Origin of the sequence: Phyllobacterium sp. SB3 (assembly GCF_040009165.1) — a bacterium.
Classification (GTDB): domain Bacteria; phylum Pseudomonadota; class Alphaproteobacteria; order Rhizobiales; family Rhizobiaceae; genus Phyllobacterium.
The window spans coordinates 40172-65996 of record NZ_JBDYKI010000002.1 but is presented as its reverse complement, the minus strand read 5'-3'; the positions used below and the strand labels follow the sequence as shown (position 1 = coordinate 65996).

At 53.3% G+C, this 25825-nt stretch carries 24 protein-coding genes and 1 pseudogene; 15 read left to right on the top strand and 10 right to left on the bottom strand.

Annotation, left to right across the window (positions count from 1 at the left end):
* Window positions 1-419: 419 nt before the first annotated feature.
* From comJ (ABKW30_RS06800) to comJ (ABKW30_RS06775), 6 genes are all read left to right on the top strand, one after another.
* Complete coding sequence (gene comJ, locus ABKW30_RS06800) at window positions 420-926, top strand: competence protein ComJ (RefSeq protein WP_348597762.1); 507 nt, start codon at window positions 420-422, stop codon at window positions 924-926.
* Window positions 927-1057: 131 nt separating this feature from the next.
* Complete coding sequence (locus ABKW30_RS06795; protein ID WP_348597760.1) at window positions 1058-1606, top strand: GNAT family N-acetyltransferase; 549 nt, start codon at window positions 1058-1060, stop codon at window positions 1604-1606.
* Between the two features lie 94 nt (window positions 1607-1700).
* The gene (locus ABKW30_RS06790) at window positions 1701-2219 is read left to right on the top strand and encodes a polymorphic toxin type 15 domain-containing protein (RefSeq protein WP_348597759.1); all 519 of its coding nucleotides are present in this window, start codon (window positions 1701-1703) and stop codon (window positions 2217-2219) included.
* 50 nt (window positions 2220-2269) lie between these two features.
* The gene (locus ABKW30_RS06785) at window positions 2270-2947 is read left to right on the top strand and encodes a GAD-like domain-containing protein (RefSeq protein WP_348597757.1); all 678 of its coding nucleotides are present in this window, start codon (window positions 2270-2272) and stop codon (window positions 2945-2947) included.
* Between the two features lies 1 nt (window position 2948).
* Window positions 2949-3251, top strand: a complete 303-nt coding sequence (locus tag ABKW30_RS06780) for a PAAR domain-containing protein (protein WP_348597755.1) — start codon at window positions 2949-2951, stop codon at window positions 3249-3251.
* A gap of 969 nt (window positions 3252-4220) precedes the next feature.
* A complete protein-coding gene (gene comJ, locus ABKW30_RS06775; RefSeq protein ID WP_348597753.1) occupies window positions 4221-4430 on the top strand; it encodes a competence protein ComJ in 210 nt (69 codons plus the stop codon).
* A 669-nt stretch (window positions 4431-5099) separates the two neighbouring features.
* Here comJ (ABKW30_RS06775) and ABKW30_RS06770 read toward each other — a convergent pair.
* Window positions 5100-5654: a DUF922 domain-containing protein gene (locus tag ABKW30_RS06770; protein WP_348598969.1), complete on the bottom strand. Its 555-nt coding sequence runs from the start codon at window positions 5652-5654 to the stop codon at window positions 5100-5102.
* Between the two features lie 180 nt (window positions 5655-5834).
* Complete coding sequence (locus ABKW30_RS06765) at window positions 5835-6356, bottom strand: DUF992 domain-containing protein (RefSeq protein ID WP_348597751.1); 522 nt, start codon at window positions 6354-6356, stop codon at window positions 5835-5837.
* 780 nt (window positions 6357-7136) lie between these two features.
* Here ABKW30_RS06765 and ABKW30_RS06760 point away from each other — a divergent pair.
* Genes ABKW30_RS06760 through ABKW30_RS06750 form a run of 3 tightly spaced genes read left to right on the top strand, consistent with a single transcriptional unit; the run spans window position 7137 to window position 8790 of the window.
* A complete protein-coding gene (locus tag ABKW30_RS06760; protein WP_348597749.1) occupies window positions 7137-7409 on the top strand; it encodes a hypothetical protein in 273 nt (90 codons plus the stop codon).
* Complete coding sequence (locus ABKW30_RS06755) at window positions 7390-8460, top strand: HipA domain-containing protein (RefSeq protein WP_348597747.1); 1071 nt, start codon at window positions 7390-7392, stop codon at window positions 8458-8460. Before ABKW30_RS06760 ends, ABKW30_RS06755 begins: the two co-directional genes overlap by 20 nt.
* Before the next feature lie 21 nt (window positions 8461-8481).
* On the top strand, window positions 8482-8790 hold the full coding sequence (locus tag ABKW30_RS06750) for a helix-turn-helix transcriptional regulator (RefSeq protein WP_348597746.1): 309 nt from the start codon (window positions 8482-8484) through the stop codon (window positions 8788-8790).
* 363 nt (window positions 8791-9153) lie between these two features.
* Here ABKW30_RS06750 and ABKW30_RS06745 read toward each other — a convergent pair whose 3' ends face one another.
* Genes ABKW30_RS06745 through ABKW30_RS06735 form a run of 3 tightly spaced genes read right to left on the bottom strand, consistent with a single transcriptional unit; the run spans window position 9154 to window position 10277 of the window.
* A complete protein-coding gene (locus ABKW30_RS06745; protein WP_348597744.1) occupies window positions 9154-9615 on the bottom strand; it encodes a GNAT family N-acetyltransferase in 462 nt (153 codons plus the stop codon).
* Window positions 9545-9907 carry a S26 family signal peptidase gene (locus ABKW30_RS06740; protein WP_348597743.1) on the bottom strand — a complete coding sequence of 121 codons (363 nt, stop codon included), beginning with the start codon at window positions 9905-9907 and terminating at the stop codon, window positions 9545-9547. The genes ABKW30_RS06745 and ABKW30_RS06740 overlap by 71 nt, the downstream gene beginning before the upstream one ends.
* A complete protein-coding gene (locus tag ABKW30_RS06735) occupies window positions 9885-10277 on the bottom strand; it encodes a hypothetical protein (RefSeq protein WP_348597741.1) in 393 nt (130 codons plus the stop codon). The genes ABKW30_RS06740 and ABKW30_RS06735 overlap by 23 nt, the downstream gene beginning before the upstream one ends.
* 374 nt (window positions 10278-10651) lie before the next feature.
* On the opposite strand from ABKW30_RS06735, the gene ABKW30_RS06730 reads away from it, so the two are divergent.
* Window positions 10652-11113: a YcxB family protein gene (locus tag ABKW30_RS06730; protein WP_348597739.1), complete on the top strand. Its 462-nt coding sequence runs from the start codon at window positions 10652-10654 to the stop codon at window positions 11111-11113.
* Window positions 11114-11526: 413 nt separating this feature from the next.
* Window positions 11527-18645 carry an autotransporter-associated beta strand repeat-containing protein gene (locus ABKW30_RS06725; protein ID WP_348597737.1) on the top strand — a complete coding sequence of 2373 codons (7119 nt, stop codon included), beginning with the start codon at window positions 11527-11529 and terminating at the stop codon, window positions 18643-18645.
* 201 nt (window positions 18646-18846) lie between these two features.
* On the opposite strand, the gene ABKW30_RS06720 is transcribed toward ABKW30_RS06725, so the two are convergent.
* Both ABKW30_RS06720 and fabG read right to left on the bottom strand, forming a co-directional pair.
* A complete protein-coding gene (locus ABKW30_RS06720) occupies window positions 18847-19473 on the bottom strand; it encodes a response regulator transcription factor (protein ID WP_348597735.1) in 627 nt (208 codons plus the stop codon).
* A gap of 176 nt (window positions 19474-19649) precedes the next feature.
* On the bottom strand, window positions 19650-20429 hold the full coding sequence (gene fabG, locus ABKW30_RS06715; protein WP_348598968.1) for a 3-oxoacyl-ACP reductase FabG: 780 nt from the start codon (window positions 20427-20429) through the stop codon (window positions 19650-19652).
* Here fabG and ABKW30_RS06710 point away from each other — a divergent pair.
* Window positions 20424-21122: pseudogene (locus ABKW30_RS06710) on the top strand (type IV secretory system conjugative DNA transfer family protein); the annotation flags it as partial. The gene fabG and the pseudogene ABKW30_RS06710 sit on opposite strands and share 6 nt — an antisense overlap.
* Window positions 21123-21417: 295 nt before the next feature.
* Here the strand turns inward: ABKW30_RS06710 and ABKW30_RS06705 are convergent.
* Entirely contained in the window at window positions 21418-21741 is a 324-nt protein-coding gene (locus ABKW30_RS06705; protein WP_348597733.1) for a DUF736 family protein, read from the bottom strand.
* Between the two features lie 191 nt (window positions 21742-21932).
* On the opposite strand from ABKW30_RS06705, the gene ABKW30_RS06700 reads away from it, so the two are divergent.
* The 3 genes from ABKW30_RS06700 (at window position 21933) to ABKW30_RS06690 (ending at window position 23476) form a co-directional block, all read left to right on the top strand.
* On the top strand, window positions 21933-22061 hold the full coding sequence (locus ABKW30_RS06700) for a hypothetical protein (protein WP_348597731.1): 129 nt from the start codon (window positions 21933-21935) through the stop codon (window positions 22059-22061).
* A gap of 732 nt (window positions 22062-22793) precedes the next feature.
* Window positions 22794-23039, top strand: coding sequence for a type II toxin-antitoxin system VapB family antitoxin (locus tag ABKW30_RS06695; RefSeq protein ID WP_348597729.1), 246 nt, complete (start codon window positions 22794-22796; stop codon window positions 23037-23039).
* On the top strand, window positions 23039-23476 hold the full coding sequence (locus ABKW30_RS06690) for a type II toxin-antitoxin system VapC family toxin (protein WP_348597727.1): 438 nt from the start codon (window positions 23039-23041) through the stop codon (window positions 23474-23476). The genes ABKW30_RS06695 and ABKW30_RS06690 overlap by 1 nt, the downstream gene beginning before the upstream one ends.
* 127 nt (window positions 23477-23603) lie before the next feature.
* Here the strand turns inward: ABKW30_RS06690 and virB11 are convergent, their stop codons facing one another.
* Together virB11 and virB10 are read right to left on the bottom strand one after the other, a co-directional pair.
* Complete coding sequence (gene virB11, locus ABKW30_RS06685; RefSeq protein ID WP_348597725.1) at window positions 23604-24629, bottom strand: P-type DNA transfer ATPase VirB11; 1026 nt, start codon at window positions 24627-24629, stop codon at window positions 23604-23606.
* 8 nt (window positions 24630-24637) lie between these two features.
* Window positions 24638-25816, bottom strand: coding sequence for a type IV secretion system protein VirB10 (virB10, locus tag ABKW30_RS06680; protein ID WP_348597723.1), 1179 nt, complete (start codon window positions 25814-25816; stop codon window positions 24638-24640).
* Between the last annotated feature and the right edge of the window lie 9 nt (window positions 25817-25825).

The following is a 25825-nucleotide window of genomic DNA, read 5'->3' as shown; positions in this document are numbered from 1 at the left end:
CAAGCGGAGCGGCTAAAAAAGGTTCAAGAGCTTGCAAAAGGGCTAGCTGCAGCTGCTGCCGCCTCATGCGCAACTGGCAATTGCTGTCAACGAACCATTGTTATTCCGCATTCTCGAGCACCGGAATCTGCAAAGCACATAGACGCGGCACAGGCCGCAGGATTTCCGAGCACGTTGACATATGATGCGAACCCGTCAGCAGCCCGCGCTCGCCGATATCAATCCACAACGGGAGTGCCACGCATAGCGGGATATGAACCGGATGAATATCCACCAGCTTCCTTTGTGGAGAATAATGGAAACGCCAGCGTTTGGAATATTCCAAAAAATGACAACAGGGTATCAGGTGGTATAATTGGAGCGAACTTAGTAGGCGTGCCTCCGGGTTGCCGAATTACAATAGTCACGGGACCATGATAATGCTTACATCACTTAGCGTAATGATTAACTATGGCCAACTGATTATATATTTGCCATCCGTCAAACGTCCGGGGCATTTATGGGGCGAAAATGAACTGAAACAAGGTTTTGCATGGTCCCCCGGAATTGTTAGCCTTGCAGTACCCGAACATGCTTTCATTTGTCTTGTGGAAATCGAAATTACTAATGATTTCAAACTCTCGCCAGATGCGATTTCCTGCTTACGCGTGCCCTTCGATATTTCTGAAACGCCGGTTAATGTGGGCTCTATTTTTCATTATGATCAGGTCACAATCGAGCAAAACAAGTACAGCCTGATCTATGAGGTCCTCCCGGGGAGAGGAATCTGGGAAATTGATGAAAACGGAGAAAAAGAACAAGGGGAAAATAGCTACGTTCTGAAAATTTGGCTTATCCCAGGTGAGGACGACTCCTTTGAGATCTTAAAGACGGGCGGCGCAGTCGAGACCGATAAGATCTTAAGTCATCTGACCGATTTGGCGTGATGTTTCTTTAGTGAAGAAGACATTGTAGATTGGATTAACCCTATGGAGTACGCACCACCACTCTCGTAAAGCGCACGTCCCTTCCGTTCCCGTGGCCCTGAGTTTCCTCTATTGGAGCTGGTAACGATTAAATGACACAACAAATCCCAAATGCTGCATTTTTCAATCAGGTTGATCTGGACCGTATAGAAACCAGTAGGTTGATTTTGCGTCCGCCAGTCTACTCGGATGGCCCTGGGCTACATGAGCTTTTATCGGACGCTGATATCTGCCGGTACAGTCCCTTTCCTCCCTTTACAAACATTGCAAATACTCAGTTTGCAATTGTCGAATGGCGTGAAAAACGTGCGCAAGGGCTCCGCACTTATGTTGGTGCCACTAGATCCGACCCACGGACTCCAATCGGTTTTCTCCAAGTTGGAGCTGATGAGGAACTGGGCGGCGTGATATCTCCTAGGAAAAGCGGCGATGGCATAGCCACAGAAGCACTACAGGTCGTTATCGCAGCATTAGAACTTCGCAATGCGTGGACCATAATTGATGCAGAACATAGCGGTCTCATCCACACACTTGAAAAAGTGAATATCATACAAGAAAAAGCACTTCCAAAGTACAGAATTCATCCTCAGATTTCACCGGAGAAGCGAGATTGTGTGCTACTCCGTCAGCAAAGCACTTGAGTAAACCACAGCGCCGGTGTGCGCATGTTTTAGTTTACTAATTGTTCCACGCAGGAATACAGTTGGTTCTATTGGCGGGTCGTGCAGCAGCCGGATGGATCGCCAACTAAAAGAGCAGCAAGACACCATTAACAATATGGATCCGGAAAAACTTGCCGATAATATTAAGAACTACAAAGGACGGCCAGCTGGAGATGCAGCCGCTCGCCGCCAAACGCGCGAGGATTATCGCCGAACGGAAACACGAAAGTTAAGTGAACAATATCAAGCTGGTGGTGTAAAAAACTTCGCAGAACAAGCAGCCAAGAACGTAGCGACGAAAATGGCAGATATGAATGCAACCCATACGCTAAATTTGGTTGCGGGTGGTGATGGGTCTCTATCTGGCATGGGTGACGCTTCGGTAAACAAATCCATGGGCGCGCAATGGAATGGTGGGCGATCCAAGCAATTGCTGGCTCATGCAGATGAAGCCAAACGGAAAGGGAAAAAAATGGGTGTGACATTGGAAGAGTGTCCGCCCAAGGGCGGTAAAGGCAGCAAGGAAGGCATGGGGGGAGCAGATACTCCGGCACCGGGAACAGGCGACCCCGGCCCGCCACCTACAAGTTAAAATCAACCATATACCTTGACCTTATACATATAAAATTTAGAATCGTGCTCATGGCAGAGCTCTTCCTACCCTTCAAAAAAGCCCTTGAAAAATTTGGCACTCCCGAATTAGGTGAGAAACTGTCGCAGGCGGATTTTAGCGCCTATCGCGGCAGGCTGCCGGACAGCCTGTTGCAGTTCTGGGAGCAATATGGCCTTGGCGTCTGGATGAAAGGTTATTTCCAATTCTGCAATCCGGAAAAATACCGCTCCATCCTCAAATTCGTGTTCGGCAATGATCCGGAGTTCCGGCCAGAGCGAAGCCATGTGATTGGCTTCTCAGCATTTGGGCAACTGCTGGTGTGGAATGAAGATTACAGAACCATGTACATAGATATGCTCTATCATGAGGTTTTATGCCATGAGCGCTTTAAGCCAGAGCCAGAAATTAGCGGCGATGTCACCATTGGTATAGCAGTTCATGGCGTTGATGATGAAGCCAATGATCCACCAGATCAGAACGGTAACGATCTCTATAAACGTACTCTAAAAGCTTGTGGCGAACTGGCCTATGGACAGATTTATGCACTCCGACTTGCTCCGGCGCTCGGCGGGGCCATTCTTGTTGAGAATTTCCGACCCGCTTCGGCGCTCGCAGCCATGGCCATTTCTGCTCAGACCGCCCCTTTTGAATTGCGAGATTCGACAACGCCGCAAGTAAAAGCGGTTCGTTTGATGGGTATGGAGTGAGATGTCAGGCCAGCCCGTCACAATCAAAGGCCATATGCATACTTGTCCAATGGTTGATCCGGGACCGAAACCGCATGTTGGCGGGCCGGTAGTTTCAACCGGACAGAGCTTCGTGACCGTCAACGGTGTTCCGATTGCAACCGTTACAGACAAATGTCTTTGCAGCGGCGTTCCAACAACAGCAGCCATTACCGGCGGCTCATCAGTTGCGAAAATTAATGGCAAGAAGGTTGCTCGTATCACCGATGGCTGCGAACACGGTGGCAAGCTGGTTCAGGGTGTGGATTGGTTAACCTTCGAATAAATGCCGGTCAATTAACATACTTTTGTTCTTGGATAATCATTCATCAATAGCTGTCCGTGTCGCCGCTTTGAAATGACGGAGGAATTTTTCGATACTGAACTACGAAAGTATGAGCTATATCGGGACAAGGCCGCAATAAAATGAAATATTCAGATATATTATTTACGTCAGATAAATATAGACTAGTAACGGTATTTATTTCTATTGAAATATCGTTGGTAAAAATGCTAACAGATTCATTATATACTGATACAATGTTCTTTATTGCCCTTGTGAACTTAGGTGTTGCCTGTTATTTTCTATCTCACAAACGCGGTTCGTGACGTTTCTCCGACCTCTCTCGTCTATGTAAGCCATGGGACCAACCCGCGCAATCGTTCCACTGTCTTCAACTCACCGCTCCATCAATGCCGTCTCATGGGTAGGAAATAACTCTTCATTATGCGACAGCGGGTAGACCTCGATATCCATCAGCACCTCCTCTGCAGGCGCAGGGCGCGCCGATACATATCCGAGACAGCCTTGGCAGAGCAGCAAGCAACAATAACTTTGACAGATGTTACAAATGCACAAGATACATCAATTGTATAAGAAATTCATAGAAGATTTGGTCGGTTTTGGTAATAGCGGTGGAAAATGATGAGAGCGATGATAGGGGCCCTTTTCGATACTTTACTTGGCGTGATGGGATATTTGCTAATGTTATCTGCATTCATGGTGTTAGGAAGTGCTTTATTTATGGGACTTCCTGATTTCAGCGTACTCAACATACTGATAACTATATGCGCGATTGGCCTCTTTTTATTAGGTCTCTGGTTAAACAATCGAGTGACCCGTTAGGGAGGAGTTTAGGCGCCGCTAGTGCGCGCTATGTACTTCGGTGACAGCAGAAGTGCCGGACAGCAGATAAAAATGGGGATTATCGGCACTCCTGATGGATGTAGATTAACCATAACGACAGGACCTAAGATGATTACAGAGTTCGCAGTAACGGTTGTCTACACTCAGATCGTTGTTTTCGATCCTGGCATCCCACAAACTGAACTTGAATGGTCGGAAGATCATGTGGCGCAGGGCTTCACATGGATGCCTGGGAATGTAGCCTTTGGCGCTCCCGACCACGATGGGAGTTGTCTGTTGCAGGTCGACACAGCCCAAGAGCTTCAAGTCAACCCGTAAGCATTATGGGCTGTTTGTGTTCCATTTGATGTCGCTTCGGCCCCGATATCGATCGGGTTAATATTCAACCCACAGCCCGTATCGATACCAGAGGGCAAGTATAACTTGCTATTTGAAGCCTTACCTGGGACGGCCAGCTTAGATGGGGAATATGCATTCGTGTTTCGCCTTAACTTTATAAAATCCGATAACCAGAATTTCGCGATTGTTAGGCAGGGGGACGGGCTAACTACGGATAAGGTTCTACGCAAAGGCCCTTGATGATGGGTGTGCAAAAATGAACTTTAGCAGCGCTAGCGGTCTTACCACAAAGTTTCTGGGCACAGGCCGTATCGAAACCAAGCATCTGATTCTGCGTCCATCGAAGGTGCGGGGCAGATTCCACAAATCCAGACCGCCGATCTATCGATGGGAAACGGCTGTATCCCGGATCATGGATCAGCCCGCTTCAACGATTGATATTTGGCATTTTTGATAAAATTTCGACGCACATCGCTGGCCGCGAATGCTGGTTGTGGTGGGCCGCTGACCATGACGGATCTGTTCTGTCCAAACGCGTTATTGCCGTTTGTAATACAGTCGCAATCCCTTCAAGGTTTCCAGCAAGCTAACTTGCGCTAATTCGATGATGTTCATCGGATAGCTTCCCAAGTCCACATGCTTCCAGGATTAAGGGCCGTTCACCAGTTGGAGGATTAACTGGTGGATATTGCCACCTCCGCTCATCTCATCACGGTCAAAATCCCGGCTTTTCTGGCGTTGCCGCATTGAAAGCTCGGAAAGACGAGGCTGCATCGCGGCACGAATTTTTCGGCAACCGGGATCATTCGCTACAGACAGGCCCACGGTCGATGCTTCTATCGCATGGACCATATCCTTGATCATTTCGCCGTGCACCAATTCGTGTTTTTTTACTCCGGCAATGAACCTGTCCCAACTTTTCTGCACCGTATCCGGCAGACGCCCGGAGGGCTCAGGCAAAGTATAGGTGATTATGAGCTTCGGCCGTGCAGTGACCAACGTGCAGGCGTTATCAGCCTGCCGTTCATACTTTCTGTTCCATGTAAGCTTGAAATTAGTATGCGCAACGGTCCGAATTCTGCCACCGAGCTGCGGACCCTTTTGGCCGATTGAAGCATAAAGCTCGGCTCCGGATCTTCCGGCGATTGCGTAAGGTTCTATATGTTCAACGGCTTTCCACTGAGCCAATGCCGTGTGTGGCATTATCAACAAAAAGGCAGATAGCAGGAAAGCGAAACAAACAGGTGGTTTCAATCTAGCCTCGACTGGCACTGCAGATGTTCCGAAATGAAAGCGAACATACACACAGTTGCAGCGATTCGACCATCCCTGCTCTTGGGGATGGCGTCCCTCCCGCCGGAACGGGAGGGGATAGCAAGTGAATTAGTTCACTGAACTAAGTGTCATCGACGTCCCGGTTGCCGCAACATTGAGACCGATCTGACCCGTCACGCTGACGGCCTGAAGGTGAATTGACCCCGAGGTGCCGCCGAACAGAACATTGGTGCCGATACCTGCGCCAACCGTGGCTTCAGCAGTGGCTCCGCGATAGAGACCGCTCAAAGAACCATGATGATATCCCGCTGTCGGTGCAAACACCGCCCAGATCAGTCGGCTGCGTGTCGTGAAGCCAAGATCCACACCCAGCTTTTTGATAGCGCCAGAGTAATTATCAACGCGCTCGCCGCCCATCGTGGAGCGGAATGCGCAGTCAACTTCCTTAGCTGAACCAAGGACATAGCCAACACCACCGCCGATTGAGCAATCGAGGTAACCGATCTTCACGCCATTGCGTACATCCGGTTCTTCGTATGTTTGTTGCTGCATGTCGGCGGCTTTAGCTATTGTTGTACCAGCCATTGCCAGTGACCCCACGGCAAGCGCCATTGCAAGAGTCTTATTCATTCTTCTCTCCTTCTAAAATTCTGACCGGTACAAAGCACCGGGATTGTCCCGTCCACAAATTCGGCCACAGATCAGAACGTTATTGCAAACGATCCCTGTCGGGAAAGGTTGCAAGACGCGTTAGAAGGTGCCCGAAGGCGCAAATGACAGACATGTTCACAATTCAACGGGCATTAGGACATTTTAAAGGCATTGTGTGCAGCGTGGCCCGGCAAAGCGATAGTGACCCTGCGAAAACTCGCGAGCCGGATGCCGGAAATACACCCAGAGGAACCAACGCGGTCATGAAAAGCTCTGCATTCTCTCAACATACCTGCTGCTACCGAAGAGCGGCGAGGAACAACGCTTATCGGCCAAATCGACCTTGCGTAATAAGTCTTCCGCGCGCAGGCCTGAAGCTTCTCCGGAGATTAAAACTCTGAAACGCCGTTCCTGACCGTCTGCATGGTAAGTTGATTTCCTTTCGGCCGGATATCCGATCCCAACTTTCACATGTCGTTACGGGGACCGCCGATGCCCATATTGGGCTATTCGTTGCTGTACGTCCAGAGCCATTGAAAGCCAGCTATCCGTATCCATCCGGTTGGTTCCTTTCGATAGCCAAGCTCTACTCCGGTATGGCCTTTACGTGGGGCGGTAAAAAGGCAGCCAGCTCGGCAAAAGACCTCTCCAAGTGGTTTGAAATCGCAAGGCCGATCTCAGAACAGAATTATTGCTCCATTTTAATGGGTTGATTTTTAAGAGATAAAGCATTAAATGTTCCATTAAAAGGGGCAATTAATGCGGCTAATGCTTCAAATCCATTTTGATGGTGAGTGGCATCAAGCTGCTACACTCGAGATAAACGACGACGACGCTGGCTATCAGGGCGCCTCGATCATTGACTATGACCTCGATTATTTCATTGCCGCAGCATCTTACGATTTCGCATCAGGCAAAGCGGTCTGCGACCTTCGTGCGCTGTCTGTCCGCTATCCGGTGGACCTCGAAAACCGATATAGCCGCCATTGGGCCCCCTTCCCTTCTGGACCTGATGCCGCAAGGACATGCTAGGCGAAAGCTTGCTGAACATCTTGGACTCATCGAAGCATCCCGCGAATCCGATCTTCCCCTGCTTCTTCGATCGGCGACGGGAGGAATCGGAAATATCCGGATCAGGGAAGCGGCAGACGCGGAAGCGGAACGTTTGCGCGGTATGCAGCGCCAGGGCGTTACCGAGGTGGATATTCTGACGCGATCAGACCGGTTCATCGAAGTTGCCGATCGCTTCGAAATGCTCGCCTCCGGTTCAAGCGGCCTACAGGGCGAGTGGCCAAAAGTTTCGATGACCCAGGCGAGTGACGGATTATATTATCCAGACAGCGTCGTCACTGACGACGAGGCAATGCGTCATATTATTGTCAAACTGGTTCGTAGCGCCGAGCCAGTGGATCGCCTGATTCTCGAAGGAGAAGCGCTCTATTCCCGTATTGCTCTCGAAATCGGCATGAATGTCAGCGAAGTCTCAACTTATGCAGAAGGCGTACTTATTATCCCCCGTTTCGATCGGCAAAAGGGGAAGAATGGCCAAATGGTACGCCTTGGGCAGGAAAGCTTGGTGTCTGCCATTGGTGTGGCCGATTTCAGCCATATCGGAGCGCACGAAAACTATATCGACATTCTGAAGCGGTACTCAGCCGATCCGTTCGCCGATACAGTTGAATATCTGAAGCGCGACATTGCCAACCTGGCGCTCGGCAATCCTGACAATCACGGTCGGAACTCGGCGCTGAGCAAGCATCCTGACGGGATGATCCGGCTGTCGCCGCTATTCGACTTCGCACCCATGCGCCTTGCCAAGGAAGGGATCATTCGCTCCACGCGCTGGGCCTCTATGCGCGACGCCGGCCGCGATCATCTTCCCGATTGGAAACTGATTTGCGCCGAGCTCATGACCGACCCGGATGAACAGGCGCGCCTTGTAATTGCGCTCGGTGAATTTGCCGAGCGGCTCAGACAAGCACCCCAAATGGCGAAAGACATCGGCGCGCCACTCGAAATTCTTGATCGAGCCATGGGCCGCTGCACCGAGATTGCCGAAAGTGTTTTAGTGGCCTGCGCGTAACGCCGAAAAGGAGCAGATCAAATGGCCCGCTGGAAAAAGCCCACGAAAGACGAAATTCTGGAGTATCGCCGGAATTTGGCAGAGCGGTCTCGCCACGGTGCACTGCGCCTGCCCGGCGCAGTGCTGGAAATCCGCAAGAGCGTTGGGATGACACAAGAGGAATTCTCTAAAACCCTCGGTCTTACGCGGCGGCAAGTTGCAGAAATTGAAGCTGGCACAGCAAATCCGACACTTGACACACTAGATAAGATCGGTCGGCTGTTCGGGTTCACTGTCGGTTTTGTACCAAGGGATACGCATGAGGGCACAGCAAAATCGCCGTTCAGCTGACACTTAGAGATACAAAAACTGGTGGGATCATCTTGGTTGCACCATTGCGATGAACTCGTATAATTGTCGAGAAGAACGGTTCGACTTCGGTCAAGAAGACAAAATTGGTATATTCGCCAGCGCAAAACAAAGGCACGTCACGATGTCGGAAGTCATGTCGTGGGAACAAATGGCAGACCATCGAAAACCACGTGCGCTGTCGAGCACGACTTTGCCCAACAGAAAGACCACCAGAAATCTTCATTCGAACCATTAACAGGGCGACGGGGCAACGACCATCGAGATTTTCATCGGTATTAGCCAAGGGCAGTTGTTGATGGCATCTGCAACCGAGTTCGAGAATCGTTGGAACGCTGTGGGTTCTCATTCCCTCAGCCGCCGCACCATAATGACGTCGTCAATTTCCCCGTCATGATCCAGTAGTCCGCCGGGGATGCGGCCAACCTCGATGAAGCCATGGCGCTGATAGAAGCGCGAGGCCGCCAAGCTCTCAGCGTTGACCGCAAGTTCAATCTGCAAAATCCCCTCTCCCCTTGCAAAATCGATGACCACGTCCAGAAGATTTTTGGCAAAACCTGTGCTGCGAAAACTCTCCCGCAAATATACCATGACAAGCGTGGCGCGATGGGCCATCTTTCGCGGACGAAACCGCTTCACCCCCATGATACCGATGGGTTCGCCATTGTTGAATGCAATAAAGACGGGGTCATTCAGCCTCTGACGCCATTCGTCGTCAGAAAGAATGCCCCAATCCTCAAATCGGCTCGCGAAAGATGACGGTTCGGCACGAAGCGCTTCCAGCCGAATTCGTCGGAGCCTCGCCATCGCTCGTTCGGACGGTCGAACCGGTCAGAAACGTGCCATGAACGACAACGTGCGTGCCGATCTCGATATATTGGCCGGAGGTTGCGACCACGCTCTTGATCTGTGGTGCAAAGCCCCCGCGCCAAAGTCCCCGCCCGCGATAGCTGCGCTCGCGCGCTTTGTGGAAGGAGGCGGTCACAGGCGGGCACACGAATACCAGATCGCCGTTCTCGACCGGCCGATCCATCGTGACGATGCGCCACAATCCGATCTGTTCGCTGGGGTCAGGTTCACCCGAAACCCTCCGAACCATGCGGTGCCTGCGACAAGTGCAGGCTCTCGGTCTGCCTGAGGGTCTTTGCGGTGCGTTCGTGGGAGGCGAGTTGCTGCACGGTGCGCATGAGCGGCCATGCCTTTACAAGCTTCCCGCGCTCGAGCGGACCGAGGCCTTGCGCCGCCTTGTCGAAGATGCTGCCGGAAGCATGGCGCGCTGCATTCATGAGCAGGGTACGCTCCCCAAACCGTTCCGCCACTGCCTTGCCGAACGCATCGATCTCGGCCTTGATCTCGCGGTTGCTGACAGAATAGCCGATGGCCCCCGCCACATCGTTGCGGTCGATGGCGTCGCGGGCCTGCTCCAGCACAAGGTGTGCCGCCGGCGAGAGTGCCGGAATGTCACTCAAGACGCGATTGCGCAGTGCCCGTTCTTTATCGCCCGATGAGAAAAACCACGAACGATTGTTTCCGACAATGACACGAAGGTGACAAACCAGGCGTTCTTGAACGGTACCGGGGAGCCACGTTGAGTATCAGCGGCTCGATCACGCACCATTCAAAGTCTGTCAGGTCCTATCGGCTCATGGTAAGTCCTCAATCAGAATTCGGCGCGATGTGACAGCTCCGGTCGGCAAGCGACCTCACTTGTGGACATTTGTCGAATTGGTTGTGCCGCTGTAAACCAGTCGCTAACAAGGTGCCGCGGCCTGGGCGGAGGATAGAAGGAAGCGAGGGACTAATGTGCAGGCGGACTGCCGACGTCATTTACACTGAAGAAATCGTGCGCGATGCTGTCAGGTCTTTTGTTTGGCAGCGGGGTATTGCCACCCAGAAAGGGTTGTGGATGGCAGAGGCTGTGTTGATTGCTTTCCTTGTTTGGTTGCTTTGGAAAGGGGAACAGGGATGGCAGGTTGGCGCCGTGGGCGTCGTAGTTTTTCTTCCCCCTGTTTTTATTATCACGATGTGGGTTGCACACTATCGCAACACAGTCGGAAAATTCCGCAGAATGCCGAGCCATCAAGCCGAGTTCACATTTCTTGATGAAGGATTTGAAGTCATCTCCGAATTGGGTGCGGGGAAAATCCCGTGGTCCGGCGTCACGGAGATTTGGGAGAGACCAGATTACTGGATGATATTTACTGCCCCTAGCCAGTTCACGACGCTGCCGGTTCAAACCATAACGTCAACTGATCTGGAATTTCTGCGATCTAAAGTGCCATCGGCACCGTCGGGCAAATCGTGAAACGCACGGCAGAAGATCCGTGCTGATTTTCAGAAAAATTTCTGACGTAAAAGTCATCTCGAAACCTGCCATTCCGGTTTCCACTGCCATCGCAGGCGTTTGCGTTTATGGGCTCACGGCCGGGTTAAGACAGCGGGTAATAACACATGATGGTTACTATCTTTGCCGTGTATGTCATATAAGTAATGTGCCGCTCATTACATTACTGAGCTTGATTGTATGGCTGACGGGCCGAGCGCAATTCAGTACAACTTCTCGAAAAATAGGACAATCAAATCAATGCAGTATAGATTTTTCCGAAAGCCGCGTTCTCCTCGTCGTTGATATGTCACCATTTGTAATTTACTAACAAACTTACTCGAAGTGCGCGAAATTAAACAACAGTGATTCGACTTCCCAGAGGCCAATACTGCATGCATCGTTCCCTCCGCTCGTTAAAATCAACCACAACTTTAGGCGGGCAAATCCTGCTCCTCGGCGTGGCTTTCATCGGGGCCGGCCTGCTTGCGCCAAGTATCGCTGTTGCACAGCAATATTGGGATGGTCAGGACACAATGGGAGGGTCGGGCGTTTCAGGTGGTGATGGAATATGGGATGACACCTCGACCAATTGGACCGATGAAACGGGAACGTCGAATTCGACCTGGCTAGGGGGTGTCGCGGTCTTTTCCGGCAATCCTGGTTCGGTAACGGTCAACTCCCCTCAAAATATTACCGGTTTATCTTTCCGGACAGACGGCTATATCATTCAGGGTTCGAACCTTAATCTCGTTGGCATAGAAAACGAATTTTCTGTTGACGAAGGTATGTCCGCCTCCATCAATTCTGTGGTTTCCGGATCCGGCGGGCTCGCAAAGACGAGTGCCGGCACACTGGTTCTGACCGGTACCAACAGCTATTCAGGCGGCACAACGATCAGTGACGGCATCCTGCAGCTTGGCAATGGCGGAACCAGTGGCTCGCTGACCGGTAACATCACCAATAACGGTCAGTTTGTATTTAACCGCTCCGACGAACTAGCGCTTGATGGCGATATCAGCGGCGGTGGGAGCGTCAGCCAGATCGGCAGCGGCATCACGATCCTTGCCGGCACGAACAGTTATACCGGCGGGACAACAATCACTGACGGAACATTATCGGTTTCCGCTGACGAAAATCTTGGCGCCGCAGATGGCACCCTGACACTCAATGGTGGAACCCTGCAGGTGACGGGAACGGACTTTGTGGAACTTGGCACAAACCGTAACTTCACCATGACGGGCAATGGCGGTGGTATCGACATATATAATGCGGCCAACTCGTTTGTCATGTCTCAAATCCTGGACGGCAATGGCGGCTTCAGAAAAGAAGGACTTGGTGAGCTTGTCCTTGCAGGCGACAGCAGCGGTTTTGCAGGTGCAACGGAGATTCTAGCCGGCACCCTGCTTGTCGATAACAAGCTGGGTGGCAATGTCAGCGTGCTGGATCAGGGGACACTTGGCGGTAACGGCACAATCGGCGGCAATGTTGATATCGTTGATGAGGGAATAATTGCTCCGGGCGGAACTGTTGGCAAGCTGGCAATCGATGGAGATCTTACCTTAAGTTCCGGGTCCAGTTCTGAATTTGAGCTAGGTGCACTTGGCAAGAATGATTTCATTGCTGTCGGGGGGAACCTGACACTGGATGGAACACTCAATCTCTCGAACGCCGGTGGAGCAAACGGCAATGCAGAGATCGGTTACTACCGCATCATGTCCTATGGCGGCAATCTGACTGACCACGGCATTGCAGTCGGATCTGTTCCGGGCGGTTTGCCTGGAGCTGATATCTCTGTTGATGTGCAACAAAGCGGCTATATCGATCTGGTTGTTTCGGACGGTACCGAGCAATACTGGAATGGTGATGATGACGAGGGAGGCAGCGGCACCTGGAATAGCAATACCGATTGGGTAAATGCAGATGGCGGAACGCCCGCTCCTTTTACGGGCGGCACAGCTATTTTTCGCAATCTTGGCAGTGAACCCGAGAGCTTGGTAACGATCAACGGTTCGCACAGCGCAGAAAGCCTGCAATTTGTCACCAATGGATACAGCCTTGTCTCGGGTGCGAATGGTACTTTGGTCTCGAATAATCTGTTCCGGCCTATGGAACTGCGTGCTCTTGAGGGTGTGAGCGCATCAATCGAGGTGCCAATCGTTAGGGGCTCATTCGGGGCGTGCGGCGGCATTGAGAAAACTGGTGGAGGTTCCGTTAAGCTCGGTGGCGCCAACAGCCATTGCGGAACGACGATCAGCGATGGAACGCTGTCGGTCTCGGCCGATGAAAATCTCGGCACGGCAAATGGCTCACTGACATTGAACGGCGGGGTTCTGCAGGTTACGGGAACAGAGCTGACAGGACTTAGCACAAACCGCAATCTCACCATGACCGGCAATGGCGGGGGTATTGATGTTGCTGCGGCAAACAACACCTTTACCGTATCGCAAGCCCTGAGTGGCAGCGGCGCCTTCAGCAAGCAAGGTGCTGGCACACTGGTGCTGACCGGTAACAACAGCTATTCAGGCGGCACAACAATCAGCGACGGCATCCTGCAGCTTGGCAATGGTGGCATCAGTGGTTCGATGGTTGGCAACATCGCCAATAATGGCCAGCTTGCCTTCAACCGCTCGAACACGCTGACATTTGGCGGGGATATCAGCGGCAGCGGCAGCGTCAGCCAGAACGGCAGCGGAACCACGGTCCTTACCGGCACGAACACCTATACAGGCGGGACAACGATCCGTGGCGGAAAACTGTCGGTCTCGGCGGATGAGAATTTTGGTGCAGCAAACGGTTCGTTGCGGTTGGACGGCGGCGTCCTGCAGGTTACGGGAACTGACCTGACAGAACTCGGCACAAGCCATGATTTCACCATGACTGGCAATGGCGGGGGTATCGATGTTGCTGCGGCAAACAACACCTTTACCGTATCGCAAGCCTTGTCCGGCAGCGGCGCCTTCAGCAAACAAGGTGCTGGCACATTGGTGCTAACCGGTAACAACAGCTACACGGGCGGCACAACGATCAGCGGCGGCGTCCTGCAGATCGGCAACGGCGGCACCAGCGGCACAGTAACCGGCAACATCGCCAATAATGGCCAGCTCGCCTTCAACCGCGCCAACACGCTGACATTTGGCGGCGGTATCAGCGGCAGCGGCAGTGTCCGCCAGGACGGCAGCGGAACCACGGTCCTCACCGGCACAAATACCTACACGGGCGGGACAACCATCAGCGACGGCATCCTGCAGGTTGGCAGTGGCGGCAGCAGTGGTTCGATAGTTGGCAACATCGCCAATAATGGCCAGCTTGTCCTCAGTCGTTCCGATACATTGATGCTTGGTGGTGCGATCAGCGGTACTGGCAGCATCACTCAGAGTGGCCTTGGCACCACTGTGCTTACCGGCACGAACAGCTACACGGGCGGTACAACAATCAGCAACGGCGTCCTGCAGCTTGGCAATGGTGGCATCAGTGGTTCGATGGTTGGCAACATCGCCAATAATGGCCAGCTTGCCTTCAACCGCTCGAACACGCTGACATTTGGCGGGGATATCAGCGGCAGCGGCAGCGTCAGCCAGAACGGCAGCGGAACCACGGTCCTTACCGGCACGAACACCTATACCGGCGGGACAACGATCCGTGGCGGAAAACTGTCGGTCTCGGCGGATGAGAATTTTGGTGCAGCAAACGGTTCGTTGCGGTTGGACGGCGGCGTCCTGCAGGTTACGGGAACTGACCTGACAGAACTCGGCACAAGCCATGATTTCACCATGACTGGCAATGGCGGGGGTATCGATGTTGCTGCGGCAAACAACACCTTTACCGTATCGCAAGCCTTGTCCGGCAGCGGCGCCTTCAGCAAACAAGGTGCTGGCACATTGGTGCTAACCGGTAACAACAGCTACACGGGCGGCACAACGATCAGCGGCGGCGTCCTGCAGATCGGCAACGGCGGCACCAGCGGCACAGTAACCGGCAACATCGCCAATAATGGCCAGCTCGCCTTCAACCGCTCCAACACGCTGACATTTGGCGGCGGTATCAGCGGCAGCGGCAGCGTCCGCCAGGACGGCAGCGGAACCACGGTCCTCACCGGCACGAACAGCTACACGGGCGGGACAACCATCAGCGACGGCATCCTGCAGGTTGGCAGTGGCGGCAGCAGTGGTTCGATAGTTGGCAACATCGCCAATAATGGCCAGCTTGTCCTCAGTCGTTCCGATACATTGATGCTTGGTGGTGCGATCAGCGGCAGCGGCAGCGTCAGCCAGAACGGCAGCGGCACCACCATCCTTACCGGCGACAGCAGCGCGTTTACTGGCACGACAGATGTTACATCAGGCAGGCTGCGCGTAGACAATAATTTGGGTGGTGATGTTAATGTCGCAGCAGGAGGGCAGCTTGGCGGCAACGGAACAATCGGTGGCAATGTTGACGTTGCAAGTAGCGCAACGATTGCCCCGGGTGGCTCAATCGGTCGTTTGTCAATTGGCGGTGACCTGACCCTTGGCGCTGGCTCCACTTCCGAGTTCGAGCTCTCAACGCCTGGCACCAATGCAGACCGAGGCAGCAGTATAAATGATTTCATTGCTGTTGGTGGCAATCTGACACTTGACGGGACACTTAACCTGTCGAACGCTGGTGGTGCTGGCATCGGTTACTACCGGATCATGTCCTATGGCGATAGCCTGACTGATAACGGCCTTGACATTGGAACATTGCCAGATGGCCTGGGTGATGAGATATTTACGATCGATACAACAGCAGAGAGTGGATATATCGATATTGTTGTATCGGATGGAACGGAGCAATATTGGAAAGGCGACGATAACGCCGGCGGCAATGGCACCTGGAATAACGATACTCTGTGGGTGAACGAGGATAGACAAGGCCCTGCTCCTTTTGGGGGCAAGACAGCGATCTTCAAGACCCCCACCGGCGTTGCCTTAGGGGGAGTGGTGACCGTTGAAGGCCCGCAAACGGTGGAAAGCCTTCAATTCGTCAGCAATGGGTATAGTCTCGTTGCCGGCACGAATGGTGCCCTGGTAGCTGGTGATGCAACCAAACCCATGGATCTCCGTGTCCTTGAAGGGGTAACCACATCTATTGACGTACCAGTTACCAGCGGTGCCGGTGGCTGCGGCGGCATTGAGAAAACCGGTGGAGGTTCGGTTAAGCTCGGTGGCGCCAACAGCCATTGCGGAACGACGATCAGCGATGGAACGCTGTCGGTCTCGGCCGATGAAAATCTCGGCACGGCAAATGGCTCACTGACATTGAACGGCGGGGTTCTGCAGGTCACGGGAACAGAGCTGACAGGGCTCAGCACGAACCGCAATCTCACCATGACCGGCAATGGCGGCGGGATTGATGTTGATGACGTGGGTAACACCTTTACCGTATCGCAAGCCCTGAGCGGCACCGGTGCCTTCAGCAAGGAAGGTGCTGGCACACTGGTGCTGACCGGCACGAACACCTATACGGGCGGCACGACGATCCGTGACGGAAAACTGTCGGTCTCGGCAGATGAGAATCTCGGTGCAGCCAACGGTTCGCTGCGGCTGGACGGCGGCGTGCTCCAGGTGACGGGTACGAGCTTTGCGGAATTCGATGCAAGTCGCGATCTCACTATGAGCAGTAATGGCGGCGGGATCGATGTTGCTGCGGCGAACAACAGCTTTACCGTATCGCAAGCCCTGAGCGGCACCGGTGCCTTCGGCAAGGAAGGTGCAGGCACATTGGTCTTGACCGGCACGAACAGCTATTCAGGCGGGACAACGATCAGCGACGGCATCCTGCAGATCGGCAACGGCGGCACCAGCGGTTCGGTGGTTGGCAACATCGCCAATAACAGCCAGCTTGCCTTCAACCGCTCGAACACGCTGACATTTGGCGGGGATATCAGCGGCAGCGGCAGTGTCCGCCAGAACGGCAGCGGAACCACGGTTCTCACCGGCACGAACACCTACACGGGTGGCACAATCGTCAACGCGGGAACCCTGTTGCTAAGCGAAGGAAGCACTCTCGGTGCGTTGAACGGAAGTACAACTGTCAATGGCGGCCTGCTGCAACTGGGTGGTACATCGCAGACCCAGGCCAATTTGTCGTTAACCGGTGGCGGTGCCAGTCTTGTCAATGACAAAACCGGTGATCGTTTTAATATTACTTCTAATTACCAGGGTGGGCAGTCGGGGCAGATTTCGCTCGACATCGACCTTGTAGCTGAAACCGCCGACGTCGTTACAATTGGTGGTGTTGCGATGGGGAAGATGAATCTTCACCTCAATAATATTTCCGAAGTAACAGAACCTGTTCTTGGGAGCTCCATCCTGTTGGTCGACATTCAGGGGTCTGGAAATGACCTTGCCGTCACTGCAGATGGTTTGCCCACCGGTGGCGTTGTCCGTTATGACCTTGTCCGCCAACCTGCCAGCGGCGGTAACGGATACCAGTATGTGGTTAAATCCGGTGTCGACGGGAATGCTGCAAGCGCTGTCGTTTCAGGTTTTATCGCTGCCCAGAACGTCGTTGCTTCATCTTTCTTCAAACCCTCCAGCGGTCTGGTCTCGGCGCCAATTGATCCTGACAAGAATCAATTCGGCATTGCCCCCTGGATGCGGACCAATTCAGGCATGTCAACAATCGAGACGTCAGGAACAATCCGGCAGCCTGATGGGACGCTGATTGATACGCCCGCCAAACTGGATTCCCGGTATATAGGCTATCAGTTTGGCTTTGACGGCGGCTTCTTCAACATCAATGATACAGACGCCAACATCAATTTCGGAGTTACCGCAGGTCAGATATTTGGTAGTTCCGATCAAAAAAACTATGACAATACAACAGATTTCCAATCTGTTTTCTATGGCGCCTATGCCGCCTTTACCAAAGGCCCGCTTTTCCTCGATCTGCAAGTCCGGCAGGAACTGACTGATTATACTGTCAATGTGAATGACGAGGTGTTTCAAATTGGGGGCGAGAAAGTTTCCGGAACCCGTAACTCTATTGGCGGCTCAGCTTCTTACACCTACGCGCGCAACGACTGGAGCTTCATCCCTGCTGTTGGCTTTACCTACTCGATGAACCAGACAGACGACCTCTCCATACCGCGCAATATTCTTCTGAACCAGAAAGAGGGGAAAGTTCGCTTTGATGATGTGGAGAGCATGATCGGCTTTGGAGGATTGACTGTTTCCAGGAATTATTTCGTCCTTGATGATCGTATTCGCCTTTCACCGTTTGTTACGCTAACGGCCTATCACGATTTTGCCGGTGACATTGATGCAACGATGGTCATTGACCAGAGCAGCGCCAATCCGATCGTCCTTCCCGTCAAAACAAAGCGGCTTCAAACCTATGGGGAAGCAAGCATCGGCATGAATCTATTGTCCTTGACGGGCAAAATCGGTGGCGCTGAGCGATTGATGGTTGGAAGTGTGCGGGGTGATTTCCAATTCGGCGAAGATGTCGTCGGTGGTGCATTGACAGCACAGTTCCGCATGCAGTTCTGATCAAGATAAACTTTTCATTGCGTTGATGATCGAGAGTCTTGCTCTTGGATGTTGATTTCCGTGCGGAACTGAACCGGGATTGAGGTGAATCCCTAGGGCCGAACACGGGGCACGAAAAAACCGATACGCTCAGTTGGCCTCAACTGGAGAAGGCTCGTGAAATCCCGAGGATCATCATTGAAGAAAAGCCGCGACATGCCGTCAAGGAACGCTTTTTACCTCAAGGAGGTAACCGCATGAGCGCACCGTTTTTATTGGACAACGCCGCCCTGGACCGGTTTTCAAGGCTTTTCTCAACCGGCTAAGATGAACGTCCACCGCTCTTAAGTCGGTACTTTCACCGTCGGGCCAAGCAACATCGACCAATTCTTCTCGGCTGTGGACGCAATTGGGATATTGCAGCAAATGAAAAAGCAGCCGAAATCCGATAGGGCCGAGATCGAGCCTGCGTCGCTTGAAAGTGGCATAATGTGCGTCCAGATTTATCTCGAAATGACCCTTACGCAAAATTCGAACGGTGCGCTTTGGATGGTACTGCGCAACATCGTCGTCGGCTGGAGAGATACCACGAAGAAATTGCAATAATTTATCAGGCATAAGCGGACGCACAAAGCTATCTTCGACACCGGCCTTTATCAATTTGACGAACCGATGTGCATCGCCGGGACTCAGAAGCGTGGCAATCGGGACGCCCTCCGTCGCATCATCAGATTTGAACTGCCAACATAATTCGATAGCAGCGTCATAATCGTCGCAACAGTCCACGATGATTGCGTGGAGTCTCTCTTCGCAAGTAATTCGCCTCATCTCCGACAATTCAGTGGCCACGACGCTTCCATAGCCCTCAGCTTCAAGGATATATCTTAAAAGTACGTAGAGCTCACCATCCTGTGAACAAACTGCGACTATTGGCTTGACCATCGGATTGCTATCTTTCAGTGAACGCCGCTATTTTAAGGTTCCAAATATTTCCGGGGAAGTTGATGCGAGCATGATCGCAGTGTTCAGGGAGCAACAATTTCACCGCCATTGATATCGATTGTTGCTCCGTTGATGAAACCCGCAGTTTCACCGGCAAGGAACGCGACAAGCGCTGCAACCTCCTCGGGTTTTCCTAAACGTCGTGACGGAATACGCTCAAGAGCAGCATTGTTCGACGGTCGATCAACAGGCCCTGTCATGTCAGTCAGGATACGACCCGGGGCTACAAGATTGACTGTAATTCCGTGATTGGCATACGGTTCGATCAGCGCTCTTGCCAAGCCCGACAAGGCTGCTTTGGAGGTTACATAACTTGCACCGGCAATCTTGGGACGCCCACGGGCTGCTACAGAGCCGACTAGGACGATGCGGCCAAATCCTGCTTCCACCATGTCTCGTAGTACAGCTTGGCAGCATAGCATTGCACCGGTCAAATTGATGCTGATCACTCCATTCCATTCACTGAGCGCAATTTCAGAAAACGGCAGGGCGCCATTTGCACCCTTTGGCGAAATCCCGGCATTGCAGACAAGGATTGTTGGCGCAGCCCATGTTGTTTTTAGTTCCGCAAAAAAAGCTGCAATGGCTTGGGGGTCTGCGATATCAGTTGTGCGGGCAAAAATATTCTCCGGTCCGAATTCCCGGCTGAGGCCTGCAGCCGCGGACACGACATTGTCCTCGCCTTGGCTGAAAACACCAACACGATGTCCCGAACGCAGCAGCGACCGGGCCGTTTCGAAGCCAATGCCAGTGGTTCCACCCGTGACCACGGCGACACGCGACTGTATCCTGTCAATACGCAGTGGCTGTCGCTGGACGGCTACGCCGCGCTGGTTTGCGGCAACGCCTTCAAGCCGAGCGATATCGCCACCGGCCGAAAAGATGTATTTCTCAACATCCCCGCTTCAGTCTTGCGCTCTTATCCGGGCATTGGCCGCGTCATCATCGGCTCACTCGTCAACGCCATGATTCAGGCCGACGGTGCCTTTAAGCGCCGCGCACTTTTTGCACTGGATGAGGTTGACTTGCTCGGCTATATGCGCGTGTTGGAGGAAGCACGTGATCGCGGCCGGAAATACGGCATCAGCATGATGCTGATGTATCAATCGGTGGGTCAGTTGGAGAGGCATTTCGGGAAGGATGGCGCAACTTCCTGGATCGATGGTTGCGCGTTCGCCTCATATGCCGCGATCAAGGCGTTCAACACGGCCCGCAATGTCTCGGCCCAATGCGGGGAAATGACCATAGAGGTGCCGGGCCGATCCCGTAACATCGGCTGGAGTACAGGAAATGGCGGCACGCGCAAATCGGAAAGCGTCAGTTTTCATCGTCGCCCCCTGATTATGCCGCACGAGATCACCCAGTCAATGCGCAAGGATGAGCAGATCATCATCGTGCAGGGACATAGTCCGATACGTTGCGGCCGGGCGATCTATTTCCGGCGCAAGGACATGGATATGGCAGCGAAAGTCAATCGTTTCGTGCGGATCGGATAATCCACTCTACGCTCGCTATGTCCCATCCATGTCATTGTGGTTGAATGATGCGCTCAACTTGTTCGAACTGGAAAATATGACTGGTGATACCATTATGTCAAACGTCGTGACTGGCGAATGCCGGCTAACTTGCGCGGCCATCGCCGCTACGGGCGACGTTGTCATTGGAGACGCGAGCGGTAGGGTGGCGGCCTGGAGCCGGTGATCGTCTTGCGGCTGATTTGGGGGTTCCGAACGGAGAGACCTGCGGTCTGAAATGACGCCGGCCCTGTTTCCAGGGCCGGCAATCCATAGGTCAGGCTGGATTGTTCCAGAGGATGACCTTTCGGTTCGGCTCACCGCCGGGGGCGGATGCGAGATTGCCGAAAATAACGCCGATCTCTGGCGCTTCCAGCTTGACAGAGAGGTATTCTTCACCGGTCTGCCGGGCAATACGGTTCCAGCCGGCGCCGATCTCGAAGCCTGTCTTGCGGTGGATAATGCGGTAGTCCGGGGCTTCTTCGGTGGCCTTGTTGGCGTTCGGGACGATGGCGATCGGGGCATTGACCCGGATGGTGGCGAATACGCCTTCGAAACTGCCGTCAGTCTTCTGTGTCAGCGTTGCGATCGTGGTGGCCATGTGACTTACTCCTGTGGTTGCTCGGGACCATTCCCGATGGCGCCCAAAGAAGGGGCCGCGCCGCAGGCGTCACCGAAGCGAAAGCGAAGGGGAACCCCCTTGCGGGGTTGACGCTGATCGCCGCCGGCACCTTAGGCGACACGAGAAAAGGGAATGGTGTTGAAGCGGCCAGATGCAGGAGACCGAACCGCATGGCCATCCAGTCACCGCCAGACCCGAAGATAGCGGCAGCCGTATTGCGTCGCCTTCCAGGCTTTGCCGGCATCCCTTCCGGTTCCACCAGCGCCCCGCCCCCTGCCGTCAAGGGGGGGCTACTGTGATCCCTCGCAGATCTGGGTATCGATCGCTGGCCACGCAGGATAAACAGACCGAATTCATTGGCGGATTTGATAGCGGACGCACGGCCGGCGATCTGCGGGAACAAAAGGGCGGCAATGGTGGTTGCCTTATTTGTTCATGTTCATCATAAACTCTCTCCGTGAGAAAAGAACTGACCGGCATGCCCAGGCGATTTCCAGCTCCCGCCAGCTATCCTCGTTGGCTCGTCTCCTCCCAACGCCGCCATCAGACCCGCTCAAGCCATGAGCTTCAACGACATTTAACGGGATAATGAGCGAACACCGGAAGAGATTTTACTTTCTTATGTAAGATAGTATAATAGATGAGCATCGTGCTAAATCTTTAGGGACGGTTTGGACTTTTCCAATCGAAGAAAAGAACAATGATGTGCGACATTTTCTGATCGACGACACATTGTTAGATGAAGACTCTCGATGCTTACAAACAAAGGCGCTGGCCACGACGCCCGTGCAAGGAACTGCCGGTTGCGATCTATATCGCCCGGTTGGAAGCATCAACACCCCGTCAAACGCATGCCGCTCTGGGGAGATGACCATGATCCAAGGTGCCTTTCCGCGCGCGGCGTTATGTGTGTCCCGATCATCACTGACTCCCCTTTCCCGCCTTCTCTGCTTAAAGGCTTTGTAACTTGCATGTATATCTCGTTTAAGATATACAGATATTCATAGAGTGATATATTCGGAGTGCCCAACATGTCCCTTTTTATTCGAGACAACGAGGTCGATGCTCTGGCTACGAAGATTAAGCAGCTCACAAATGCACGGACAAAGACCGAGGCAGTTAAACGTGCTCTGCAGAATGAGCTGGCCCGTGCTCAAAAAGCCATACCGTTAAGGGACAGGATCAGGGAAATTCAGAACGATATACGTGCAAGAATGGGTCATGCAAAACCTGATTTTAACATGAAGAGATACACCGACGATATGTGGGAAATCTGATGTTTCTCGATGCATCGGCAATTGTGGCCATTTGTGCCAGCGAAGAAGATGCGGGGTATCTTATCGGCAAAATTGAGACAGCAAAAAAACCGATCTATTATTCCTCGCTTTCCATGTTTGAGGCTGTGATGAGCTTGGCCCGCATCGTATCCATTTCTTTGTATGGAGATCAGAAGCCGACACCGCCCGATCTTATCGACCAGGCACAGCAAGACGTTGCCAGGTTTATGGAGACAATTGGAGCAGAGGAGATGTCGGTGAACGGTTCCCTGCACCGCACGGCAATTCAGGCAGCCAAAGCATATGGCCGTTTTGTTGCGCACCCCGCCCGGCTGAATTTTGGAGATTGCTTCTCCTATGCCTGTGCGAAAGAAAAACGGGTGCCACTCCTCTTCAAAGGCAATGATTTTTCCCAGACCGATATCAATATGGTTTAGTATCAACCTCTCACCTGACAGTTTGCGTTATCAGGCGAGAGAGAGGTGAATCTTACGCCAACAAAGCGGGACATAGGGAATAAGGTCGTGAACCGGTGCCAAAACTGGGGCCTAGCCGTGTTGATGTTCACGACCCTGCAGAGCTGCTGGCTTTGACTACGTCGTCGTGGCGGTAGTAGACTTCGCTCACGCGGAACCGACCATCAGCGCGTTTGCACTGCACGACGACATCGATGGCAACTTTCAAAAGCGCGCGGATATCATGCCTTTCGAGGTCGTGGCCGCCTTCCGATTCCTTGACCAGCAATGTTAGCTGTTCGAAGGCAAGGCGCGCGGAGTCAGCATGAACCGTTGTGATTGACCCGGGGTGCCCTGAATTCACATTGCGGATGTAGTAGAATGCCGTTCCATCTCGCAGTTCCTGCAACAGAATTCGATCTGGTCGCATGCGCATGCAGGATTCAAGCAGATCCTTGGCACCAATCTTCGCTATGCCCTGACCGCCTTTGGAATAAAACAGACGTACGTGGTTGGATTGAGGGATAATCAGCTCGGCCGTATCCTCTATCGCAATAATCCGCTCACTTGAGGGAATATGACGGATCAGCGCCTTGGATAATGTTGTCTTGCCGGATCCCGTTGCACCTGAGATGATAATATTTTTCTTTGCATAGACTGCTTCCCGCAGGAATACCTTATAAGCTCTGTTCCTGTAGAGCTCCAAAAGCTTGCGATCCGACGCATTGACGTCTCTTTGGGCTTTCGCCGTCCCCTCAAACAGGCCGCTCTGATCAAGATCGTCCAAACTCAGCGATATGGATGATGGCTTTCGGATCGTGACACTGACGGTTCCCTTGGTCGTTGCTGGCGGTATCACAATCTGTATACGCTCATCGCCTGGCAGCGTGGCAGACAGGATCGGCCACGTTTCGTTGATCGACTGGTTGGAGTAGCTCGCAACAGCGCGTGCGAGACGCATTAGCTTGCCAAACGCCAACTCCGGCAGATCGTGGTTCTGCCATCCCGCCGTCCCTTCGGTCAGGATCTGTCCTGGTCTGTTGACGATAACCTCAAAGAGCGAATCGTCGCGAAGATAAGGCGAAAATGGCGCCAGAAGCGTCCGCACGACAGTAGAATCTGCCCCTTCGGTCATCGGCATATCTATTTGGTGACCAGAGTTGATGTCGGGCTGAAATCCCCGAGCACAGCACGATCGTAAATCCGATTTCTCGACTCCGTGACACGAAGCCGGTAGACCTGTGAGAAATCGAGATCTCTCGCCACGAAGACCGCGATCAGTTCGCCCTGGTGCTTCAAAAGCGTAGGCGGGATATTGATCGATTGCTCCACGGCAATCGCAGCTGCCTGCTGACCGGCACTCGTGGTGTTTTGCGCCTCGACATCACCTTCGCGCAGCCGATTGTTCGCATAGGAGGTCGCATCACCGACAATCGAAAGCAGGATTGCGCTACCAAAGCGCTCCCACCAATGGGTGTCGACGTAGCCGTTGATGCCGGCGCGTCCAAGCGCATCGGTTGCAGGCGAGGCGAGCGTAATAATCACGCCCCTGGGCGTCTTTGCACGGTTCCACAACACGAACAGGCGTTTCTGGCCGCGGCGCAGGCCTCCCCGGTATTCGCCTACGATCTGCGTGCCCTTCTCCATCAAAACGACGCGGCCATTGTCCGACATCACATCGCGGTTGATGACACAGCTTACAAAGCCCGGCTGATCTGAGGAAAGCGCTGTCTCCAGAACGCAAGGGATCGAGGTTCCCATCGCCACGATGAGGTTTCGGTTGCCGAGTATACCCGCACGCGAGCCTTGCAACTGCGTCGGTGTCAGCGTCCTGTTGAACCGCTGATCTTCGTCTTCGCCGTTCGAACCAGAAGCACCGCGATCAGCGTCGAATGGAAGGTAGTTCGACGGCGGATCTGATCCCTGTTCATCGTTCTGCCCCCCGGTAGGCGGTGTCTTTTCGCCGCCATAGGCTATAACCGGCGACCGTCGAGCAGCATCAAGGAGCTTGTCATCCTCATCATTCTGGTCCTTTTCACCCGCGCCTGGTGTCGGCAGTTGGACTTCGGCCGGCTTGATGACCGGCTGGGCCGGCTCCCTGGCCGGTTCGAAATCCGACGTTTGGCGGATAACAATCCGCTCCGGTCGGGTTGTTTCGTCCGGCCTGCTCTGGCCGCGCATCGACCAAAGTGCAAAGGCGATAAAGGCGACAACCGCCATGGCAACCGCGCCGCGCTTCAAGATCGGATTGTTCTCCATGAGGAGGCCGGTCGATATTTCCGCGCGCTCTCCCGGGATCCGGGTGTCGTCTTCCTCGGCCATGAAATTTCC

What these genes read in the sequence shown, in the direction of transcription:
- comJ (WP_348597762.1), top strand. Translation starts at nt 420, where the DNA reads ATGCTTACATCACTTAGCGTAATGATTAACTATGGCCAACTGATTATA.
- ABKW30_RS06795 (WP_348597760.1), top strand. Translation starts at nt 1,058, where the DNA reads ATGACACAACAAATCCCAAATGCTGCATTTTTCAATCAGGTTGATCTG.
- ABKW30_RS06790 (WP_348597759.1), top strand. Translation starts at nt 1,701, where the DNA reads ATGGATCGCCAACTAAAAGAGCAGCAAGACACCATTAACAATATGGAT.
- ABKW30_RS06785 (WP_348597757.1), top strand. Translation starts at nt 2,270, where the DNA reads ATGGCAGAGCTCTTCCTACCCTTCAAAAAAGCCCTTGAAAAATTTGGC.
- ABKW30_RS06780 (WP_348597755.1), top strand. Translation starts at nt 2,949, where the DNA reads ATGTCAGGCCAGCCCGTCACAATCAAAGGCCATATGCATACTTGTCCA.
- comJ (WP_348597753.1), top strand. Translation starts at nt 4,221, where the DNA reads ATGATTACAGAGTTCGCAGTAACGGTTGTCTACACTCAGATCGTTGTT.
- ABKW30_RS06770 (WP_348598969.1), bottom strand. Translation starts at nt 5,654, where the DNA reads ATGCCACACACGGCATTGGCTCAGTGGAAAGCCGTTGAACATATAGAA.
- ABKW30_RS06765 (WP_348597751.1), bottom strand. Translation starts at nt 6,356, where the DNA reads ATGAATAAGACTCTTGCAATGGCGCTTGCCGTGGGGTCACTGGCAATG.
- ABKW30_RS06760 (WP_348597749.1), top strand. Translation starts at nt 7,137, where the DNA reads ATGCGGCTAATGCTTCAAATCCATTTTGATGGTGAGTGGCATCAAGCT.
- ABKW30_RS06755 (WP_348597747.1), top strand. Translation starts at nt 7,390, where the DNA reads ATGCCGCAAGGACATGCTAGGCGAAAGCTTGCTGAACATCTTGGACTC.
- ABKW30_RS06750 (WP_348597746.1), top strand. Translation starts at nt 8,482, where the DNA reads ATGGCCCGCTGGAAAAAGCCCACGAAAGACGAAATTCTGGAGTATCGC.
- ABKW30_RS06745 (WP_348597744.1), bottom strand. Translation starts at nt 9,615, where the DNA reads ATGGCGAGGCTCCGACGAATTCGGCTGGAAGCGCTTCGTGCCGAACCG.
- ABKW30_RS06740 (WP_348597743.1), bottom strand. Translation starts at nt 9,907, where the DNA reads ATGGTTCGGAGGGTTTCGGGTGAACCTGACCCCAGCGAACAGATCGGA.
- ABKW30_RS06725 (WP_348597737.1), top strand. Translation starts at nt 11,527, where the DNA reads ATGCATCGTTCCCTCCGCTCGTTAAAATCAACCACAACTTTAGGCGGG.
- ABKW30_RS06705 (WP_348597733.1), bottom strand. Translation starts at nt 21,741, where the DNA reads ATGGCCACCACGATCGCAACGCTGACACAGAAGACTGACGGCAGTTTC.
- ABKW30_RS06700 (WP_348597731.1), top strand. Translation starts at nt 21,933, where the DNA reads ATGGCCATCCAGTCACCGCCAGACCCGAAGATAGCGGCAGCCGTATTG.
- ABKW30_RS06695 (WP_348597729.1), top strand. Translation starts at nt 22,794, where the DNA reads ATGTCCCTTTTTATTCGAGACAACGAGGTCGATGCTCTGGCTACGAAG.
- ABKW30_RS06690 (WP_348597727.1), top strand. Translation starts at nt 23,039, where the DNA reads ATGTTTCTCGATGCATCGGCAATTGTGGCCATTTGTGCCAGCGAAGAA.
- virB11 (WP_348597725.1), bottom strand. Translation starts at nt 24,629, where the DNA reads ATGACCGAAGGGGCAGATTCTACTGTCGTGCGGACGCTTCTGGCGCCA.
- virB10 (WP_348597723.1), bottom strand. Translation starts at nt 25,816, where the DNA reads ATGGCCGAGGAAGACGACACCCGGATCCCGGGAGAGCGCGCGGAAATA.